Source organism: Magnetospirillum aberrantis SpK (assembly GCF_011022235.1).
In the GTDB taxonomy this organism is placed as follows: domain Bacteria; phylum Pseudomonadota; class Alphaproteobacteria; order Rhodospirillales; family Magnetospirillaceae; genus Magnetospirillum; species Magnetospirillum aberrantis.
Genome location: NZ_JAAIYP010000034.1, coordinates 232,789 through 252,344 on the forward strand (window position 1 = coordinate 232,789; position 19,556 = coordinate 252,344).

The following is a 19,556-nucleotide window of genomic DNA, read 5'->3' on the forward strand; positions in this document are numbered from 1 at the left end:
GCCGTGCATCATTGATACAGTTTCGGCAAGAACCTGCGTGGACAAGCCAATGACCGACATCACCGCCGACAAAAGCAACCGCGACGACATCCTGCGCATGGCCGTGGACGTCGTGGCCGCTTACGTGAGCAAGAATCCCCTGCCCGCCGGCCAGATCCCGGAGGTCATCCACACGGTTTACTCTTCCTTGGCCTCGCTTGAGACCGGCGCGCCGGAAGCCAAGTCCGAAGCGCCGAAGCCTGCCGTTCCGGTGAAGAAGTCGGTGACCCCCGACTACATCATCTGCCTCGAGGACGGCAAGAAGCTCAAGATGCTGAAACGGCATCTGCGCACCACCTACAACATGACTCCCGACGAATATCGGGCCAAGTGGGCGCTGCCGCCGGATTATCCCATGGTCGCCCCCAACTACGCCGCGCAGCGTTCCGACTTCGCCAAGAAGATTGGCCTGGGCCGCAAGGCCGGAGAGACAGACGAAAAGCCGGGGCGCCGCAAGACCCGCTGAGGAATTCGCCCCCCCCCAAAGCCGCGTCGTTTCCGACGCGGCTCAGGTTGCTGACAAAGCCCTCGCCCTTGGCGGGGGCTTTTGATTCAATAGGGCATGCTCAGGAAACCGACGCCCCAACAGACGGAACTGGAGATGGTGACCATCGCGTCGCTGGTTCCGTCGGATCACCTGCGGCACAAGATCGCCGCGGCGATCGACTTTTCGTTCATCCGCGAGCGGGTGGCGCATCTATCCTGTGCGGACAATGTACGGCCGTCTGACGTGCACAAAAAAACAAACCCCGCCGGAAATCGACGGGGTTCGTCAGCAGTCTGAGGCCCCGCTTTCCCGTGGCTTTCTTTTATTTTTGCAGCCGCCATTCAGCCCAATAGGGCAGCGCCATCAGCGCCAACATCGCCGACCACACCAACATTTCGCCATTGGCGAAAAAAATGCCGGCCAGCAACGGCGCCTGTTCGGCCAGGGTGGCATGCATGGCCTGGAAATCCTCGCCTAGATACAGCGCCAGGGATTCGGAAGCCGGGGCCAACACCATCGCCACCATCAAGACCCCGGCCATTTCCCGTCCGGCAAGGCGGCGGGCGGGAACGCCGCTGGAGAACATCTGGCCGATGGCGAAAGCCTGACGCCACGGCAAGCCGAACGCCCACACCCTGATCAGCCCCCACAACGCCAACCCGACACAGGGCGCCAGATATTCCACGTTCGGAATGTCGCGGTAACGGCCGTTGAAGAACAGCAGCAGGGTCGCCACCCAGGCCATGACGGCATAGAAGATGGCGACGCGCTCGCTCCAGACACAGCGGCACGAAACGGCGCCGGTCCTGAGCGACAGCCCGGCCACCCGCACCAGCAATACCGCGAAGACCGCATGCACCGCGATGCGCGCCACGGTGACGGCGTCACGCACCAGCGGTTCGACCGCCAGCCACGCCTTGGACCCCGGCAACAGGGTCGCCACCAGCCAGATCGTGCGATCGCTGTCGCGCGTCACCCAGGCGTTGGTCGCCTGCCACACCACGGCCGAGGCGAGGATTTGGGCGAACACCGCCAGCACCAGGGCACGGGCCGGGGTATAGTCTCCGGCACGGCGCAGAAAGACCAAGGCGGCGATCAGCCCCAGCCCAGCGGCCCAGGCGGCATGACGCGGCCAATCGGGATTGTCCTGGACCGGCCCCGACATGGTGAACTTTACCGCGCGGTCCACGTCCTCGACGCCCCAGAAGGCACCGACCGTACCTTCCAGCTTGGCTTTCCACGGCTGGTCGAAGGCTTCGACCAGATTGTAGTCGAAGCCGTTTTCCTTGGACACCTTGGCCAGGGTGCGCACGAACTTGGCGGCGCTTTCCATGTTGACCGCCGCCGGCCCACGGTTACGCCCCTTGGTCGGCCATCCCGCCTCGCCGATCAGGATCGGCTTGCCGGGAAAGCGTTCCTGCATCAAACGGTAGATCTTGACGATATGTTCGGCGGCGCCTTCCACCCCGATGGGCTCGTCCTCCCAATAGGGCAGAATGTGGATGGTGATGAAGTCCACCTCGTTCGCCACCTGGGGATAGCGCAAATAAAAGGCCCAGACGTCGGCATAGGACACCGGCTGTTTGACCGCCGCCTTGACCTTGCGGATATAGGCGATCAGTTCGTCGGGCTTCAGGTCCTGGCGCAGCAACACCTCGTTGCCGACGATCACCCGTTTGATGGAATCGGGGTTGGCGTTGGCAGCCGCGATCAGTGCGTCCACCTCGGCGGCGTTGATGTCCAGCTTCTTGCCCAGCCAGGCCGAGTGGGTGACGTCGATGCCGTATTTGCGAGCCAGTTCCGGGACGATTTCCATGCCTTCGCGCGCGGTATAGGTCCGCACGCCCTTGGCCACGCCCACCAGCCCCTTGAGGTCTTCCTCGATTTGCTGGGGCGGCGGATAGGTTTGGGAAATCGGGCTTTGGCCGCGACGGAACGGCGCGAACGACACCGACGGAAACGGTTCGTCAAAGGAAAGCGCGACCGGCACCGGCCGGTTGAACCAGCCCCAGCCGGCGACACTGGCCACGGCCGAAACGAACAAGATCACAAGAATGGAAGCGATGCGCATGGATCGGGCCCCAAAAGACGGCAGCCCGTCATACTAGATTTCTTCCACCTCGGCCACACCGGGAACCGAGCGCAAGGCGTGCATGAACGTCGGGTTCAGTTGGATGGTCCGGTCGATCGACAACTCCACCTCGCGATTTTCCGTCTGCGCAACGATCAAGATGCGGTTGCGCCCCCTGCCCTCGTTGGCCACCAGTTGCGCCAAGGTGGGCAGCGGCGCCTCGTCGCGCACGAAAATCCTGAGCCCGGCGGCAGCCCGCGCCGCCTCCTGGTCCAGCGAGGCGATGCGTTGGCAGGTCATGCGTACCTGTTCATCCTCGAGCTTGGCATCCACCTCAAGCAACAGCGGTCCACCCGTCTCGAACAACTCACGCGAGGCGGCCAGGGTTTCCGAGAACACCGTCACCTCGAACATGCCCGACGAATCGGACAGCGTCAGGAAGGCATAGCGGCTGCCCTTGGCCGAGGTTCGTTCCTGTTTGGCAAGAAGGGAACCGGCCAGTTTGACGCGCCCCTTGCCGCCGCCCTGAAGGTGGCCGACCAGTTCGGCGATCTTGACCACGCCCAGGCGCTTGAGGCTCTTGGCGAAGGCGTCGAGCGGGTGGGCCGAAAGATAAAAGCCGATGGCGTCGAATTCCTGGCTCAACTTTTCGTGCGGCGACCAGTCGGCGGCGTTTTCCAGCTTTGGCGCCGGGGCGATGTTGCCACCCAACAGGCTCATCTGGCTGGAATCGCGCTGTTCCGCCTCGGCGGCACCGTAACGAAGCAACGCTTCGCAATTCTTGAACACCTTGCCGCGATTTTTTTCCAAGGAATCGAACACGCCGGCCCGGACCATGTTTTCCATCTGGCGGCGGTTCAGTTGCTTGGTGTCGAGACGGCGGGCGAAATCCCACAAATCCTTGTAGGGACCGCCGCGGTCGCGTTCCTCGACGATCTGACGGCACGCCCCCTCGCCCACGTTCTTCAACGCGGCCAAGGCGTAACGAACCGCCAACGAGCCGTCGGACAATTTTTCCACGCTGAAATCATGCCGCGACTTGTTGATGTCGGGCGGCAACAGCTTGATTTTCAGACGATCCAGTTCCTGACGAGACGAATTGAGCTTGTCGGTGTTGCTCATTTCGTAAGTCATGGTCGCCGCCATGAACTCGGCCGGGTGGTTGGCCTTGAGCCATGCCGTCTGATAGGCGATCAGCGCATAACAGGCGGCGTGCGACTTGTTGAAACCGTATTCGGCGAATTTAGCCACCTTGTCGAAGATCATCGAGGCCTGGTCGGCATCGACACCACGCGCCACCGAACCGTCGACGAACAGCTTGCGCTGGGCTTCCATCTCCTCCCGGATCTTCTTGCCCATGGCGCGGCGCAACAGGTCGGCGCCGCCAAGCGAATAACCGGCCAGTACTTGGGCCAACTGCATGACCTGTTCCTGGTAGACCATGATCCCGAAGGTTTCCTTGAGAATCGGCTCCAGCAACGGGTGCATGTAGTCCGGTTCCTCGCGCCCGTGCTTACAGGCGATGTAACGCGGAATCTGGTCCATGGGACCGGGACGATAGAGCGCCACCACGGCGATCAGGTCTTCCAGACGGTTGGGGTGCATCTTGCGCAGAACATCGCGCATGCCCGCCGATTCCAGCTGGAACACACCGGCCGTGTCGCCACGGGTCAACAATTCGTAGGTCAGCGCGTCATCCAGGGGCAAGGCCGACAAATCGACCTCCAGACCCTTGGTTTTCTTGATGTGCTTGCAGGCAGTGACCATGACGGTCAGCGTCTTGAGACCCAGGAAGTCGAACTTGATCAGACCGGTGCTTTCCACCCATTTCATGTTGAATTGGGTAACCGGCATGTCGGAACGCGGATCTCGGTAAAGCGCGACCAACTGGTCCAGCGGCCGATCACCGATCACCACGCCAGCGGCATGGGTCGAGGCATGGCGGTAAAGCCCCTCCAGCTTCATGGCCATGTCGATCAGGTGGCGGACCGTTTCGTCGCTTTCGCGCGCTTCCTTCAGCAACGGCTCGATCTCAAGCGCCTTTTCCAAGGTCACCGGATTGGCCGGGTTGTTGGGCACCATCTTGCAGATGCGATCCACCTGACCATAGGGCATCTGAAGGACGCGGCCGACATCGCGCAGGACGGCACGGGCCTGAAGCTTACCAAAGGTGATGATCTGGGCCACCTTGTCGTGGCCATACTTGTCCTGGACGTATTTGATGGTCTCTTCGCGCCGGTCCTGACAGAAATCGATGTCGAAGTCGGGCATGGACACGCGTTCGGGATTCAGGAAACGCTCGAACAGCAATCCCCAACGCAACGGGTCGAGGTCGGTGATGGTCAAGGCCCAGGCCACCGCCGAACCGGCACCCGAGCCACGGCCCGGCCCCACGGGGATGTCGTGAGACTTCGACCACTGAATGAAGTCGGACACGATCAGGAAGTAGCCGGGAAAGCCCATCTGTTCGATGATGCCGATTTCGTATTCGATACGCTCCCGGTACGGTTTGGCCGCGTGCTCTTTCTCCGCGTCGGTCATGCCGGGCTGGAAGACGTGTTTTTCCAGCCGCATGGCCAGACCGTCCCAACATTTCTTGCGCAAAACCTCGGGCTCGGTCAGGCCGTCCATGTGATAGGGCGGCAGCAACGGCTTGCGCTTGGTGACCATGAAGGCGGTGCGCCGCGCGATGACCAGGGTGTTGTCGCAAGCCTCGGGCAGATCGGCGAACAATTCGCGCATTTCCTGGGGCGACTTCAGGTAATGCTCGGGCGTCAGGCGGCGGCGGTCGTCTTGCGACACATAGGCGCCATCGGCGATGCAGATCAGCGCGTCATGCGCCTCGTACATTTCGCGGTTGGGGAAATAGGCCTGGTTGGTGGCGACCAGCGGCAGGTCGTGCTTGTAGGCCAAGTCCACCAGCGCGGGTTCGACCTTGTCCTCTTCCTCCAGACCATGGCGCTGAAGCTCGACATAGGCGCGGCCGGGAAAGGCCTGGGCCAAGCGCACCAGAACGATTTCGGCCCGCTCCTTTTGCCCTTCCAGCAACAGGCGGTTGACCGGACCGGCGGTGGCACCGGTCAACAGGATCAGGCCATCCGCATGGGTTTCCAGGTCGCGCACCGCCACCTGCGGCGTTTCACCGCCAGGAGTCTCCAGATAGGCCTTGGACACCAGCTTCATCAGGTTGGCGTAGCCGACCTCTGACTGGCACAACAGGACGATCCAATCGGGGTCTGGCCGACGGCCATCCTTGTTCGGTCCCTCGCCCTCGCGCCGGACGGCCAGTTGCACACCGATGATCGGTTGGACACCAAAATCAGAGCAATAGGTGGAAAATTCCAACGCGCCGAACAGGTTGCCTTTGTCGGCGATACCGACGGCGGGCATGCCCTTCTTGTCGCACATCTTGACCAATTCCTTGATCCTGATGGCGCCTTCGGACAGCGAATAGGCGGTGTGGACGCGAAGATGAACGAAATCGGCGTGGGTAGACATCCGCCTATGATGCCGCGTCTTCACCCTCTTCGGCAATCGCGTCCTTCCAGCATCCGTCAAGATCGGCCTTGGCCGCCTCGACCACCGTGGCATCCAGCTTGCCGCCGAATACCATGCCATCCAGGATGGCGACGATCTCGGGTGGGGTCAGCGGCTGGCGATAGGGGCGCCTTTGCGCCAAAGCCTGCAATACGTCGGCCACGGCGATGATCCGCGCCTCGAGCGGCAGGCTGCCGTTCTCCAGGTGGAAGGGATAGCCCTGGCCCGAGACGTATTCGTGATGAAAGGCCGCCCACTGCGCCATCGGCCCGTCACCAAAGGCGCGGCGCAACACCTCGTAGGTGTCGAAGGCATGACGCGCCATGCGGCGGCGTTCGTCGGCACTGAGCGGGCCTTGCTTGTCCAGCAATTCGTCGGGAATGCGCAACTTGCCGATGTCATGCAACAGTGCCGATATTTCCATCATGTCCAGGGTTTGCCGCGACAGGCCGAACCCCCGCCCCAACCGCATCGCCACCGCCGCCACCCCGACCGAATGACGCTCGGTATAAGGGCTCTTGGCGTCGATCACCCGCCCGAACATGGTCGCCAAAGCCCGCATGTCGGCAATGTTCAGCACCACCGGCGGGCCTTGGCACAAGCGCTCACGCAAGCGCTCGCGCAAGGACGGTTCCTCCTGATAGAACCAGAATGCCTCGCGCTGGGCGATATCGTGGAAAACCGCCATCAATTCGGGGGCGAAATGGCTTCCTTCGTAACGGCGCAACACGTCGATCACCGGCCGCCCCTCGGCCACGCCGCGCGCCCGCACCGCATCGGCGCGGTCCACCAGGAAGATCAGGTTGGCGTCAAGCGCCAGACCCGGCGCGACGCCACGGTGGCGCAAATGTGCCCATGGGGTGTGATGCTCAAGGACGATCGGCGCCAAATGGGACAGCAACGGCACCGATTGCAGATAAAGGCAGCCCCGTTCGCAATGGGCATGTTCGCCTTCCCACAAGATGTCGTTGACCAGATGGCGGTGTTCGCGCGTCGATGACACCCCGCAATCGTGCAATAACCCAGCCTGTAACAACAGATGGATGCGTTCAGGGGGCCATTCCATCTCGTCCGCGCACAGCGCGGCCATCAACGCCACGCGATGTCCATGGCCGATCTCGTCGACTCCGATGAAGTCCAGAGCGTCGGCAAGGGCCAGAATGACACGGTCGAGATCGACGATCCCGAGTCCGGGAAAAGCGGCGGAAGCAGCATCGGCGTTGGGGGGCATGGCCGGCCTCCTTTGCTGGGACCAGTATAGCGCAAACTCAGCGTTTACGCACATCCCGCGGCCAATCCACATATTCGGGCGGACGCTTGCGCACCCAGGCGACGAAACGGGCGATGGCCGGGTCGGCCCGCACCTGTTGCGGCGTGGAAAAGTCACCTGCCAGTTCGCGTTCGGAAAAGCGCGCGTGCAAGGTGCGGTGACAGACACGGTGCAGGAAAGCCGTTTCCCGCCCGCCCTGGGACTTCGGAATCCAATGGTGTTCGTCCACGGACGAACCGGCCACCATCGGCCGGCCGCAAATGGGACAAGGACCAAGCTCCGTCCCGATCATTCCCGTTCGAGCATGTCGGCCAAGGCGTCAAGCACCGACGCATCCTCGGGCCGGACCCGCAGCTCGGCGCTGTCGTCGTCTTCCTCTTCCAGCAGATAATCCAGCCTGGGATGGGTGGACACCAGCCAGCGTAACGCCTTGACCCGTTCTTCGGGTGCGATTTCCAAGATCACGGGATACTCGGCATAGAACACGGCCGCCCCCTTGTTGATCAGACCGGCAACAAGACACCGTCTTGTAACCGTACCATCCGATCCATGCGGGCGGCCAGTTCGGGGTTATGCGTAGCGATCAGGGCAGCCACCCCCGACGACCGCACCAAGGAGATCAGTTCGCGGAACACCCCTTCGGCGGTGTGGGGATCAAGGTTGCCGGTGGGTTCGTCCGCCAGCAACACCTTGGGCGCGTTGGCCAGCGCACGGCAAATGGCGACGCGCTGTTGTTCACCGCCCGACAACTGGCCGGGACGGTGTTCGGCGCGCGGCGCAAGTCCCATGCGTTCCAGCAGTTCCAGGGCCCGTTCGGCAGCCGCCTTGCGTGACGTTCCGGCGATCATCTGTGGCAACACCACGTTCTCCAGGGCCGAGAACTCCGGCAACAGGTGGTGATATTGGTAGACGAAGCCGAGATGGGAGCGGCGCAAGGTGGTGCGGCGATCCTCGCTCAACTTGCCGCAGGCCTCACCGCCCAGCCACACCTCGCCCTGGTCGGGACGTTCCAGAAGGCCGGCGATGTGCAGCAACGTCGACTTTCCCGCCCCCGATGGGCCGACAAGGGCGACGATCTCACCGGGTTCAATGGACAATTCGGCCCCGTTCAGCACATGCAATGTGTCCTTGCCTTGCGAGAACGAGCGCGAGATGGTTTCGAGACGCAATCCGGCGGAACGGTCACTCATAGCGCAGCGCCTCCACCGGATCGAGCTTGGCCGCCCGCCAGCTGGGATAGATGGTGGCGGCGATGGACAGGCCCAAGGCCATCAGCACCACCGCCACGACTTCGCCGGGATCGACGCGGGCCGGTAGTTGGGTCAGGAAGTAAATCTCGGCGGCGAACAACTCACGGCCGATGACGGATTGGATGAACTGGCGGATGTTCTCGATGTTGGTGGCGAACAGCACCCCCAACACCGTTCCGAACACCGTGCCGACCACGCCGACCGAGGCGCCGGCCAGGAAAAAGATGCGCATGACCATGCCGCGCGTCGCCCCCATGGTGCGCAGGATGGCGATGTCGCGCCCCTTGTCCTTCACCAGCATGATCAGGGACGAGATGATGTTGAACGCCGCCACCAGGATGATCAGCGTCAGGATCAGGAACATCACGTTGCGTTCCACCTGGATGGCGTTGAAGAAGCTGGCGTTGGCCTGTTGCCAGTCGTAGATGCGTACGCCCCCCGTGGCGGTGGCCGCACGGTAGATGGTGGTCCGCAGCTCGGGCACCCGGTCGGGATTGTCGGCGAACACCTCGATCTGGGTGACCGCGCCGGGCAGCTTGAAATAGGTTTGAGCGGCATCGAGCGCCATGAACACGAAGCCGGAATCGTATTCGAACATGCCGATGTTGAAGGTGCCGGCGATGCGATAGCCGCGCAGGCGTGGCACCGTGCCGAAAGCGGTGGCGTTGCCCTTGGGCGAGATCAAGGTGATGGTGTCGCCGACGCCGAGCCCCAGCTTTTCCGCCAGACGATAACCGATCAACACGGATTCGCCGTCGCGGAACTCCTCGAACGGGCCGCTCAGCCCTTTCCTGATGATCTCGCGCCCCAACAGATCGTCAGGGCGGACACCACGCACGATGGCGCCGGCCGCGCCGCCTTGCGACGTGGCCATCACCTGCCCTTCCACGGTGGGGATGACGCGGGTCACGCCCGGCAACTGGCGGATGGCCTCGGCCAGCGGATCAAAGCCGATCAAGGCCGGTCCGGCGCCATAGACCCCAAGATGGCCGTTGATACCCAAGATGCGTGACAGCAATTCCTGGCGAAAGCCGTTCATCACCGCCATGACCACGATCAACGTGGCGACGCCAAGCCCAATTCCCAACAGGGAAAAGCCGGCGATGACGGAAATGAACCCTTCCTTGCGGCGGGCACGCAGGTAGCGAAACGCCACCATTCTTTCGAAGGCATCGAACACGGGCACAATTCCTTACGCGGTCTGGTCCTTACGCGGTCTGGACCTCAGGCGGTCAGGCGGGCAAGCGCGGCTTCCACCGACAATTCCACCTTCTCGCCGCTTAGGCGGTTCTTCAATTCGACCACGCCGACGGCCAGTCCCTTGGGGCCCGCCACCAGTTGCCACGGCAGACCGATCAGGTCCATGTCGGCGAACTTGACACCGGCCCGGTCGTCGCGGTCGTCGTACAGCACCTCGACACCGTTTTCCGACAAGCTGCGGTAGATATCCTCGCAGGTCTTGTCGCAGGTGGCGTCGCCGGCCTTGAGATTGATCAGACCAACCTTGAACGGCGCCACCGCTTCCGGCCACTTGATGCCACGGTCGTCGTGGTACGCCTCGATAATGGCGCCCATAAGGCGGGAAACGCCGATGCCGTAACAGCCCATCTCGGCCAGGACCGTCTCGCCGCCCGGACCGGGAACCACGGCGTTCATGGCCTTGGAATACTTGGTGCCAAGATAGAAGATGTGGCCGACCTCGATGCCGCGCGCTTCCTTCAGGCGCTCGGCCGGGGGACAGTTGGCGGCCGAGGAATCATGCTTCTCGTCGGTGACGGCATACAGCTTGGACAAGGTTTCAAGGTCGATCTCGTCCTTGGCGGCCAATTCGTCATAGGCGACGTCATAGAACACGCCCGATTCGCCGGTTTCGGCCAGGATGTGGAACTCGTGCGACAGACTGCCGCCGATGGCCCCCGAATCGGCGGCCATGGGGATGGCGGTCAGCCCCATGCGCTTGAAAGTCTTCAAATAGGCGTTGAACATCACCTCGTAAGCCTTTTTCGCGCCTTCATAATCCATGGCGAAGGAATAGCAGTCCTTCATCAGGAACTCGCGGCCGCGCATGACGCCGAAACGCGGACGAACCTCGTCGCGGAACTTCCACTGGATCTGATAGAGAATCTTCGGCATCTCGCGATAGGAGCGGACGTTGTCGCGGAAGATCTGGGTGATCAGTTCCTCGTTGGTCGGGCCATACAGCATTTCGCGTTCGTGGCGGTCGGTGATGCGCAGCATCTCCTTGCCGTAGGCGTCGTAACGGCCGCTTTCCCGCCACAGATCGGCCGATTGAATGGTCGGCATCAGCAATTCCTGGGCGCCGGCCGCATTCTGTTCCTCGCGCACGATGCGCTCGATGTTCTTCAGCACGCGCAGACCCAGCGGCAACCAAGTGTAGATACCCGAGGCCGACTGACGGACCATGCCGGCGCGCAGCATCAGACGATGCGAGGCGATCTGGGCCTCGGCCGGGGTCTCCTTGAGGGTCGGCAGGAAATAGGTGGACAGACGCATGATTTCCTCGGGTCGGGAAAGGGAAAAACAGGAATGGCAGGTCACGTGGGGTGCGCCCCGTTCGGCGGCTGCGACTTTAGGCAAAGCCCAAGGCGATGACAAGCGGGTGCCGGTCGCTTCAGCGCACGCCCCGCTTTTGACAGGCGCGGGCCAGTTCCTCCTGGTCCTCGGGAAGCAACGGCTGATCATTGAAAGTGAAGGTGCCCTTGGCCACGTCGTAGCGCACGGTGCCGACCTTCATGGTGGTGCTGTCCAACCCCTTGGCCGAGATGGTCGCCAGCTTGGCCTCGGCCGCCGCCTGGGCTGCGGTGTACTGCTCGGTCTTGGCGGCACTGCCGTCAACGATGGCTTGCTGGGTGGCGATGGCTTTGGTGGTCGCCGTCTGGCTGGCGCTGTTGGCGCTGATCTCGGCCTGTTTGGCGTCGACCAGGGACTTCTGGGCCGTCACCGCACGTTTGGCCGCCTGATAGTCGCGGCTGGACGCCGTCCTTGTTCCAGCATCCACCTCGGCTTGCAAGGTCGCCAGCGTGGTCGTCGCGGTGGTGTAGTCGGCGTCAAGCGCCGCCTTTTCCGTCGCCAGGGTCGCGGCTTGAGTGGTCAGGGTGGTTTGTTGCGCGGTCAAGCTGGTGATCTGCGCCTGGGCAGCCACCTTGCTGGTGTAGGTCGAGGATTGCCCTTCCAACGCCGCAGCCTTTTCACGTTGGGCCAAGTTCCTGGCCCCATAGGAAATGGGGTTGATGGTGATGGGAAATTCCAGAACGTCGGGCAACAGGCCGGGAATAGCGTCGGCGCCGCTTCCCGGCATGTCGGCCGGCGCCACCGCCCGGCCATGCACGTCCACCCCCGGCTTGTACGCCACGTCGGGGGCCGGAACGTGGCGGATCAAACGCGAGCAATCGGTCTTGGTGATGACGATGCGCAACGGTTGCGCCGATTGCTCCGCTTGGGCGAACGCCATTCCCGACAGCAGGCAGAAGCCGGCGGCGAGACCAAAAATTCGTCTCATAGGCACACTCCTTGCGCGCTAAGGACAACCCAGCCATGCGGGAACATTGGCCGAAATCCGCCGTTTCAGCAAGGTTATCCACCGCTCACGAAATTTTTTAAAAAAAAGTTGGTGACGAGAGTTATGAAATTGCGTAATGTTCTTTCAAGCCCAACACGGGATGGGGCAGACCGAAAAAAATAGGCACCCCGATGCGGCTCAAGTTTAGGGAGGAGTCGCCAGCGTCCGCAACGCGGAGACGCAGGGATGGCAAGATCAGAGAACTGATCTTGCCATTTTGCATTTCAGTTCCCCGTTTCCAACCGCACCGGGTCCAACCACGCCGGACACGCGGCCCGGATTCGCTCCTGAACCGGGCAATCGTCGCGATGGGCACCGGCCAGCACGCCGATGCTCATCAGGAACTCTCCCACCACTTCTCCACCCATGAAGACGAAGCTGCGGCGGAACAGTCTGACCCATTCCTCTTTGGATAACGGGTGATGGGCGGCGATCCAGGCCGCGAACGAACCGTGCTGGTGCCTGATTTCCTGCAAACGGCGCGCGTTCTCGATGATCGCTTCGATCTTGCGGCGGTTGCGGATGATGCCGGAATCGGCCATCAGCCGCAGGATATCGTCCTCGCCATACTGAACGACACGGTCGATTGCGAAACCGTCGAAGGCGGCGGCCAAGGCGGGCCGTTTCTTGAGGACGATCAGCCACGACAGCCCGGCCTGGAAGATTTCAAGCGCCAGACGCTCGAACAGGACCGCGTCGTCCGTTACGGGAAAACCGTATTCGTGGTCATGGTAGGGACCATGGAAGGGATGGCCAGGCGCGACGTCGCAATACCAACTCATGCCCCCTCCCCTTGTCCATCGACGCCCGGACAGCCGTCAAGCCATCCGGGCGCGGGTCAAAAAGCTCAAGCCTGCTCCAACTCGACCAGGGTACCGAAAAAATCCTTGGGATGCAGGAACAGCACCGGCTTGTCGTGGGCGCCGATCTTGGGCTCGCCATCGCCCAGAACGCGGGCCCCCTGGGCCTTCAACTGGTCACGGGCGGCGTAGATGTCCGCGACCTCGTAACAGATGTGGTGGATGCCGCCCGAGGCGTTCTTTTCCAGGAAAGCGGCGATGGGCGACTTTTCCCCCAACGGATGCAGCAACTCGACCTTGGTGTTCGGCAACTCGACGAAGACCACGGTGACGCCGTGGGCGGGCTGGGGAACAGGGGCGGAAACCTTGGCGCCCAAGGTGTCGCGATAAAGCTTGGTGGCGGCTTCAAGGTCCGGCACGGCAATGGCGACGTGGTTAAGCTTACCGATCATCGGGTCCTCGTCAGGGTTGTTTCAGAAACTCCTTATAGCATGATGGCGGTTTCGGGAAAATGCACAGGCGAAATGCTTTTAGAGTCTTGCGCAGCCCAGCCCTTCGGACTACCACTGGCGACGCATACCGTTGCGGAGACCGCACTTGTGAAGGACCCCACGTCAGACGCCGATGATCGCGCCCCCGCGCAGGAGACGCTGTTCTTCTCGGCGGAAATGGGGCCATGGACCAAGCTCGCCAACGCCATCGTCCTGATGGTGCTGATGCTGGTCGCGGTGTGTTTCGTGTGGATGATGAGTTCCCTGCCCCGTATCGAGGGGCGGTTCCCGGTCAAGGGGCTGGACTTGCCCGCGACCGTGGCCCGTGACGAAGCCGGCATCCCGCATGTCACCGCGCGTTCGGTCCGCGACGCCTATTTCGCCATCGGCTGGACCCATGCCCAGGACCGCCTGTGGCAAATGGAACTGCAACGCCGCGTCGCCGCCGGCCGCCTGGCCGAGACGGTGGGCGCCGCCGGCCTGGACAGCGACCGTTTCCTGCGCACTTTGGGGATCCGCACCCTGGCCGAAAGCGGCCTCGACAAGTTGGACAAGCCGACCCGCGACGTGCTTCAGGCTTATGCCGATGGCATCAATGCCTGGTTGCGCGACCACTGGCACCGCCTGCCTCCCGAATACATCATCTTGGGCATCCGGCCCGAGCCGTGGAGCGCGGCCGACAGCTTGTCCATCGGCCGCCTGATGGCGCTGCAACTGACCAACGACTGGCGCGCGGAATTGTCGCGCGGCAAGCTGGCGGGGCGCTTCGACGCGCGCCGTTTGGGCGAATTGTGGCCTGACGTGGCGACGGATGCGCCCGTCACCTTGGGCGCGGTGGACACGGATCGCGTGCTGGCGGCGGTGCCGGATACCGCGTCCCCCCGCCTTGCCTCGAACGTCTGGGCGATCTCGGGCGAGCATACCGCCAGCGGCAAGCCGCTGCTGGCCAACGATCCGCATCTTGGCTTCCAGGCGCCGGTGCAATGGTATCTGTTGTCCGTGGACGCTCCTGGCCTGTCGCTGAGTGGCGGCACGATTCCGGGAATCCCCTTCCATCTGGTCGGACACAACGGCCGCATCGCCTGGGGCACCACCACCACCCACGCCGACACCGTCGACCTGTTCGTGGAAAAGCTGGCCGGCGAAGACAGCTACCTCACCCCGAAAGGGCCGGAACGTTTCGCCGAAAGGACCGAGACCATCAAGGTCAAGGGCGCCGCCGACGTCGAGTTGCGGGTGCGCACCACCCGCCATGGACCGGTGATCTCCGACCTTTCCGGTGGTCAGGTGGTTTCCGGGCAAGTGATCGCCATGCGGGCGACCGCGCTGGCCGCCGACGACCTGACGGCCCAGGCCTATCATCGCCTCAACCGGGCCATCGACTGGCGCGGGTTTTCCGGTGCCCTGCGGGATTTCGGCGCACCGGTCCAGAATTTCGCCTATGCCGACATGACGGGCGCCATCGGCTTCGCCACCGCCGGCCGCGTCCCGACCCGGCCGAAAGGGGTCAACAGTGCCGTGCCGGTGCGCGGCTGGACCGCCGAGGGAGACTGGACCGGCTGGATTCCCGCCGACAAGATGCCGCAACAGCTCAATCCCAAGAGCGGACGTGTGGTCAACGCCAACAACGCCGTGGTCGGCAACCGCTACCCCTATCAGATCGCCAGCCAATGGCCCGAGGCCCATCGCGCCGAACGCATCGAACAGGTGCTGGCCGGCCATGACGGCTGGACCGTGGCGGAAACGGCCGCGCTGCAACTGGACGAGACATCCCTGCCGGCGTTGACGCTGAAGGAAGAACTGGTCTCGGCCCCGCTTTCCGATCCCCTGGCGCAACAGGCGGCCCGGCTGATCGCCGATTGGGACGGCCGGATGGATCGCAGCCGCGCCGAACCGTTGATTTTCGCGGCGTGGCTGGATCAATTGTGGCGTGATTTGCTGGCGGACGAACTTGGCGACGATTTCGCCGCCTATGGCCGCCCAAAGGCCGATGTGGTGAACAACATCCTGAACCGCAACCGCCATTGGTGCGATGACGTTTCCACCACCGAGGCCGAAACGTGCGAAACCGTCGCCGGACGCGCGTTGGAACGCGCCGTGCGGACCCTGGCCGAACGTCACGGCGGCAACATGATGACCTGGCGATGGGGCGACGACCACCTGGCCCGGTTCGACAATGCCGTCATGGGGCGCCTGCCGCTGGTGGGAGACGGCATGAACCTCGCCATCGCCACTGGCGGCGACGACTTCACCGTCAATCGCGGCAGCTACCTGCCCGGCAGTTTCCGCCATGTCCACGGTCCCGGCCTGCGGGCCGTCTTCGATCTGTCGGATTTGAACAACAGCCGCTTCGTCATCGCCACCGGGCAATCGGGCAACGCCTTGTCGCGCCATTACGACGACATGATGGCGGCGTGGCGCGACAATCTTGGCCGCACGCTGGAACGTCGCACCATCGGCGGAGCCGTGCTGCGGCTTGAACCGGGATACTGATTCTTAAACCGCGATCAGCGCGGCGGCGACGTCACGCCCTTCGGTCAGCAGCACGTTGTAAGTCCGACAGGCCGCGCCGGTATCCATGGGTTCGACCACGATACCGGCCGAGCGCAGAGCGGCCCGCACCTCGCGCGGGACCGGCTGCATACCTTTTCCGCACCCCAACAGCAACACCGCCGGACGAGGCTGAGCCTCCAGGATCGGCGCAAGGGATTCGACGCTGAGAGCAGCCATGTCCCCGACTTCCCACGCCAGCGTGGCGGATGGCAGCACCAGGACGGACCCCTCGTACCGGATAGCGGTGATGGTGAAGCCGCCATCCCCATAGCCATGGATGAGCTGACGGTCGGCGGCGACGACAGGAGTGATATCCATCATGGCCTCAAGATGGGGGGAAACTCCCCCCACGGCAAGAGATCGGAACTAAAAGTCAGGGAGCGGCCGGTTCGGCCCCTTCCTCGCCCTCCTTGTCAGCGCCGGACCGCAGATCGAAATACAGCAGCACCGGAATGGCGACATAGATGGACGAGAACGTGCCGATGACCAAACCCCACAGCATGGCGATGGAGAATCCGCGAAGCACTTCGCCCCCCAGGACCAACAGGGCGACCACGGTCACCATCACGGTCGCCACCGTCAGAATGGTTCGTGCCAGCGTCTCGTTGACCGACAGGTTGAGCAGGTCATAGACCGACATGGTCTTGTATTTGCGCAAGTTTTCGCGCACGCGGTCATATTCCACCACCGTATCGTTGATGGAATAGCCGGCGATGGTCAGAATCGCCGCTACGGTGGTCAGGTTGAATTCGAGCCCGGTGACGGAAAACAGCCCGAAGGTCAGGATGACGTCGTGGAAGGTGGCGGCCAGGGCGCCGACGCCGAACTGCCACTCGAAGCGGAACCACACATAGGCGGCGATGGCCAGAACCGCCAGGCCGACAGCCAAGGCTCCGTCCACCTTGAGTTCGTCGCCGACCTTGGGACCGACGATTTCCACCCGGCGATATTCGTACCCGGCGCCCAAAGCTTCCTTGACGCGGGTCAGCGCCACCATCTGCGCCTTCTCGTCGCCTTCCTGACGCTGGATGCGGATCATCACGTCACGGCCGGTGTCGCCGAATTCCTGCAACGACACCTCGCCCAGGTTCAAGGTGTCGAGCACATTGCGCATGTGGCCGACATCGGCCTTTTCCGCCGTCTGGGTCTCGATCAACAGGCCGCCTGCGAAGTCGATGCCGAAGTTGAACCCCTTGAGCCCCATCGAGGCGAAGGAGCCCAGGATCAACAGGACGGTGAGCGTCAACCCAAAGACGCGCAGGCGCAGAAAGTCGAATTTAGGAGTGTTGCCGATCAGGCGGGAATAGAACGTCATGGATCGAACCTTCCTCAGAGCGGCAAAGTCTTGGGGCGACGCACGGAAACCCACAACGCCACCATCAGGCGCGTCACCGTGATGGCCGTGAACATGGACGTCAGCAGACCGAGCGTCAGCGTCACCGCGAAACCCTTGATCGGGCCAGTGCCGAAGCTGAACAGCAGGGCAGCGGCGGCCAGGGTCGTCAGGTTGGCGTCAAGGATGGTACCGAAGGCGCGCTCGAACCCGGCCTGGATGGCACTCAGCAACGAGCGGCCGTTGCGGCTTTCCTCGCGGATGCGTTCGTAGATCAGGACGTTGGCGTCCACCGCCATGCCCATGGTCAGCACGATACCGGCGATACCCGGAAGGGTCAGCGTCGCGCCCAAGGCGCTCAGCAACGCCAACAGGATCACCAGATTGAGGACCAGCGCCACATCGGCCAACAGTCCCAGGATGCCGTAGATCAAGGCCATGAACACCACGACGGCGACCAGGCCAACCACACTGGCGATGGCACCGGCCCGGATGGAATCGGCACCCAGGTCGGGACCGACGGTGCGTTCCTCGAGCACGCCGAGCGGCGCCGGCAAGGCGCCGGCACGCAACAGCATGGACAGGTCCTTGGCCTGCTGCACGTTGAAGCCGCCGGAAATGACGCCCGAACCGCCCAGAATGGGTTCGTTGACGCGCGGCGCGGAAATCACCTTGCCGTCCAACACGATGGCCAGGGCCTTGCCCACGTTTTCCTTGGTGGTGTCGCCGAACTTCTTGCCGCCGGCGGCCGAGAACTTGAAGGACACCACAGGGTGGCCATCCTGGAAAGTGGCTTGGGCGTCGGTCAACAGGTCACCGCCCACTTCCACGCGCTTCTTGACCACATAGGAAGTGGGAAGGCCGCGTTCGTTCTCGGCGGACGGCAGCAACATCGATCCCGGTGGCAGACGACCGGCGCGGGCGTCGTCGGGGGTGGCGGTGTCGTCCACCATATGAAAGGTCAGCTTGGCGGTCTTGCCCAGCAATTCCTTGATGCGGTCGGGGTCCTTGACGCCGGGAAGCTGAACCACGATGCGTTCGGCACCCTGACGCTGGATCGACGGCTCGCGGGTGCCCATCTCGTCGATACGGCGGCGCACGATCTCGATGGACTGGTCCACCGCTTGGTTGATGCGCGAACGCAGGGCGTTCTCGTCATAATACCAGGTCACGGTGCCGTCTTCGGTCATGTCGAAGGCCGCGGTGCTGTCCAGCTTGCGCAACTCGGGACGGATTTTTTCGCGGTCACCGGCTTCGAGGATGCGGACCTTGACCGTGTCCTTGCCGGAAAGGCCCAACTCGGCGTACTTCACCCGCTCCTTGCGCAAGGTGGCGCGCACCGTTTCCACCAAGGAATTCAAATGTTCCCGGACGACGTAAGAGGTATCCACCTCAAGCATCAGGTAGGAACCACCTTGAAGGTCCAGCCCCAGGCTGACCGGTTGCCACCAGGACGGCATCTGGTCGGTGGTTTCGCGCGGCAGCAGGTTGGGGGCCGACCAAATGAAGCCGGCCAAACTGACCACAACCGCCAGGATGATCTTCCATTTTGGGAAATGGGCCATGTCCGTCCCGTCGTCAGGGAAAAGGAAAAAAGGCGCCGAAACGCCGTCTCCCGCCCCCGCCGCCCGGCGGCGGAGGCGGAATAAACAATGCGCGGGGGCTTACTTGCCTTCGACCTTGTCGGCCTCGGCCGCCACCGGCTCGGTCTTGGACACGATGTCCTGAATGGTGGCGCGCAGCACGCGAACACGAACGCCCTCGGCGATCTCGACCACCACTTCCTTGTCGTCAACCACCTTGTTGACGGTGCCGAGAATGCCGCCCGAGGTCACGACGCGGTCGCCGCGACGCAGTTGGCCCAGCATTTCCTTGTGCTGCTTCATCCGCTTTTGCTGCGGACGGATCATCAGGAAATAGAACACCACGAAAATCAGAATGAGCGGCAGGAAAGCCTCGATCCCCCCGGCGATGCCACCGGTTTGACCAGCGGCCTGAGCGAAGGCGGGTGACACGAACATGGAGGGTCTCCTTGGCATGGTAGGCTTGGGAAAGTCTGCGGAATATAGCGGCAAGCTTGAGGGATGCAAACCTTAACTCCCCAGAAAATCTCCATATCAAGTCCTCTTGCGATGCGGCGCCCGT

General features: G+C 62.9%; 17 protein-coding genes and 1 pseudogene. 3 read left to right on the forward strand and 15 right to left on the reverse strand.

What is annotated here, in order from left to right:
* The first annotated feature begins 49 nt into the window (after window positions 1-49).
* Both G4223_RS07370 and G4223_RS07375 read left to right on the forward strand, forming a co-directional pair.
* Complete coding sequence (locus G4223_RS07370) at window positions 50-505, forward strand: Ros/MucR family transcriptional regulator (RefSeq protein WP_163677164.1); 456 nt, start codon at window positions 50-52, stop codon at window positions 503-505.
* 96 nt (window positions 506-601) lie between these two features.
* Window positions 602-766, forward strand: a pseudogene (locus tag G4223_RS07375) (IS5/IS1182 family transposase); the annotation flags it as partial.
* 82 nt (window positions 767-848) lie between these two features.
* Here the strand turns inward: G4223_RS07375 and G4223_RS07380 are convergent.
* From G4223_RS07380 to mce, 11 genes are all read right to left on the reverse strand, one after another.
* Window positions 849-2,597, reverse strand: coding sequence for a glycoside hydrolase family 17 protein (locus G4223_RS07380; protein WP_163677165.1), 1,749 nt, complete (start codon window positions 2,595-2,597; stop codon window positions 849-851).
* Between the two features lie 33 nt (window positions 2,598-2,630).
* A complete protein-coding gene (dnaE, locus tag G4223_RS07385; RefSeq protein WP_163677167.1) occupies window positions 2,631-6,095 on the reverse strand; it encodes a DNA polymerase III subunit alpha in 3,465 nt (1,154 codons plus the stop codon).
* Between the two features lie 4 nt (window positions 6,096-6,099).
* A complete protein-coding gene (locus G4223_RS07390; RefSeq protein WP_163677169.1) occupies window positions 6,100-7,365 on the reverse strand; it encodes an HD-GYP domain-containing protein in 1,266 nt (421 codons plus the stop codon).
* A gap of 37 nt (window positions 7,366-7,402) precedes the next feature.
* Complete coding sequence (locus G4223_RS07395; RefSeq protein WP_163677171.1) at window positions 7,403-7,696, reverse strand: HNH endonuclease signature motif containing protein; 294 nt, start codon at window positions 7,694-7,696, stop codon at window positions 7,403-7,405.
* Window positions 7,693-7,890 carry a hypothetical protein gene (locus G4223_RS07400; protein ID WP_163677173.1) on the reverse strand — a complete coding sequence of 66 codons (198 nt, stop codon included), beginning with the start codon at window positions 7,888-7,890 and terminating at the stop codon, window positions 7,693-7,695. Before G4223_RS07400 ends, G4223_RS07395 begins: the two co-directional genes overlap by 4 nt.
* Before the next feature lie 17 nt (window positions 7,891-7,907).
* Entirely contained in the window at window positions 7,908-8,594 is a 687-nt protein-coding gene (locus G4223_RS07405) for an ABC transporter ATP-binding protein (RefSeq protein WP_163677174.1), read from the reverse strand.
* On the reverse strand, window positions 8,587-9,813 hold the full coding sequence (locus tag G4223_RS07410) for a lipoprotein-releasing ABC transporter permease subunit (protein ID WP_163677640.1): 1,227 nt from the start codon (window positions 9,811-9,813) through the stop codon (window positions 8,587-8,589). Before G4223_RS07410 ends, G4223_RS07405 begins: the two co-directional genes overlap by 8 nt.
* Before the next feature lie 65 nt (window positions 9,814-9,878).
* The gene (proS, locus tag G4223_RS07415; protein WP_420844437.1) at window positions 9,879-11,357 is read right to left on the reverse strand and encodes a proline--tRNA ligase; all 1,479 of its coding nucleotides are present in this window, start codon (window positions 11,355-11,357) and stop codon (window positions 9,879-9,881) included.
* A complete protein-coding gene (locus G4223_RS07420; protein WP_163677179.1) occupies window positions 11,287-12,174 on the reverse strand; it encodes a hypothetical protein in 888 nt (295 codons plus the stop codon). The genes proS and G4223_RS07420 overlap by 71 nt, the downstream gene beginning before the upstream one ends.
* Window positions 12,175-12,458: 284 nt before the next feature.
* Window positions 12,459-13,016: a DNA-3-methyladenine glycosylase I gene (locus G4223_RS07425; RefSeq protein ID WP_163677182.1), complete on the reverse strand. Its 558-nt coding sequence runs from the start codon at window positions 13,014-13,016 to the stop codon at window positions 12,459-12,461.
* 65 nt (window positions 13,017-13,081) lie between these two features.
* Window positions 13,082-13,486, reverse strand: coding sequence for a methylmalonyl-CoA epimerase (gene mce / locus G4223_RS07430; RefSeq protein WP_163677184.1), 405 nt, complete (start codon window positions 13,484-13,486; stop codon window positions 13,082-13,084).
* A 147-nt stretch (window positions 13,487-13,633) separates the two neighbouring features.
* Here mce and G4223_RS07435 point away from each other — a divergent pair, with 147 nt between their 5' ends.
* Complete coding sequence (locus G4223_RS07435; RefSeq protein WP_163677187.1) at window positions 13,634-16,018, forward strand: penicillin acylase family protein; 2,385 nt, start codon at window positions 13,634-13,636, stop codon at window positions 16,016-16,018.
* Between the two features lie 3 nt (window positions 16,019-16,021).
* On the opposite strand, the gene G4223_RS07440 is transcribed toward G4223_RS07435, so the two are convergent.
* The 4 genes from G4223_RS07440 to yajC form a co-directional block, all read right to left on the reverse strand.
* Window positions 16,022-16,399: an Mth938-like domain-containing protein gene (locus G4223_RS07440; RefSeq protein WP_338086840.1), complete on the reverse strand. Its 378-nt coding sequence runs from the start codon at window positions 16,397-16,399 to the stop codon at window positions 16,022-16,024.
* Between the two features lie 52 nt (window positions 16,400-16,451).
* Window positions 16,452-17,393, reverse strand: coding sequence for a protein translocase subunit SecF (gene secF / locus G4223_RS07445; RefSeq protein ID WP_163677190.1), 942 nt, complete (start codon window positions 17,391-17,393; stop codon window positions 16,452-16,454).
* Window positions 17,394-17,407: 14 nt separating this feature from the next.
* On the reverse strand, window positions 17,408-18,976 hold the full coding sequence (gene secD / locus G4223_RS07450; RefSeq protein WP_163677192.1) for a protein translocase subunit SecD: 1,569 nt from the start codon (window positions 18,974-18,976) through the stop codon (window positions 17,408-17,410).
* A gap of 99 nt (window positions 18,977-19,075) precedes the next feature.
* Window positions 19,076-19,432 (reverse strand): preprotein translocase subunit YajC, encoded by a 357-nt coding sequence (yajC, locus tag G4223_RS07455; RefSeq protein ID WP_163677195.1) that lies wholly within the window; start codon window positions 19,430-19,432, stop codon window positions 19,076-19,078.
* Between the last annotated feature and the right edge of the window lie 124 nt (window positions 19,433-19,556).

Coding starts and splice junctions, on each gene's coding strand:
- G4223_RS07370 (WP_163677164.1), top strand. CDS start 50: ATGACCGACATCACCGCCGACAAAAGCAACCGCGACGACATCCTGCGC.
- G4223_RS07380 (WP_163677165.1), bottom strand. CDS start 2,597: ATGCGCATCGCTTCCATTCTTGTGATCTTGTTCGTTTCGGCCGTGGCC.
- dnaE (WP_163677167.1), bottom strand. CDS start 6,095: ATGTCTACCCACGCCGATTTCGTTCATCTTCGCGTCCACACCGCCTAT.
- G4223_RS07390 (WP_163677169.1), bottom strand. CDS start 7,365: ATGCCCCCCAACGCCGATGCTGCTTCCGCCGCTTTTCCCGGACTCGGG.
- G4223_RS07395 (WP_163677171.1), bottom strand. CDS start 7,696: ATGATCGGGACGGAGCTTGGTCCTTGTCCCATTTGCGGCCGGCCGATG.
- G4223_RS07405 (WP_163677174.1), bottom strand. CDS start 8,594: ATGAGTGACCGTTCCGCCGGATTGCGTCTCGAAACCATCTCGCGCTCG.
- G4223_RS07410 (WP_163677640.1), bottom strand. CDS start 9,813: ATGGTGGCGTTTCGCTACCTGCGTGCCCGCCGCAAGGAAGGGTTCATT.
- proS (WP_420844437.1), bottom strand. CDS start 11,357: ATGATCAGCCGTTGCTTCCCGAGGACCAGGAGGAACTGGCCCGCGCCT.
- G4223_RS07420 (WP_163677179.1), bottom strand. CDS start 12,174: ATGAGACGAATTTTTGGTCTCGCCGCCGGCTTCTGCCTGCTGTCGGGA.
- G4223_RS07425 (WP_163677182.1), bottom strand. CDS start 13,016: ATGAGTTGGTATTGCGACGTCGCGCCTGGCCATCCCTTCCATGGTCCC.
- mce (WP_163677184.1), bottom strand. CDS start 13,486: ATGATCGGTAAGCTTAACCACGTCGCCATTGCCGTGCCGGACCTTGAA.
- G4223_RS07440 (WP_338086840.1), bottom strand. CDS start 16,399: ATGATGGATATCACTCCTGTCGTCGCCGCCGACCGTCAGCTCATCCAT.
- secF (WP_163677190.1), bottom strand. CDS start 17,393: ATGACGTTCTATTCCCGCCTGATCGGCAACACTCCTAAATTCGACTTT.
- secD (WP_163677192.1), bottom strand. CDS start 18,976: ATGGCCCATTTCCCAAAATGGAAGATCATCCTGGCGGTTGTGGTCAGT.
- yajC (WP_163677195.1), bottom strand. CDS start 19,432: ATGTTCGTGTCACCCGCCTTCGCTCAGGCCGCTGGTCAAACCGGTGGC.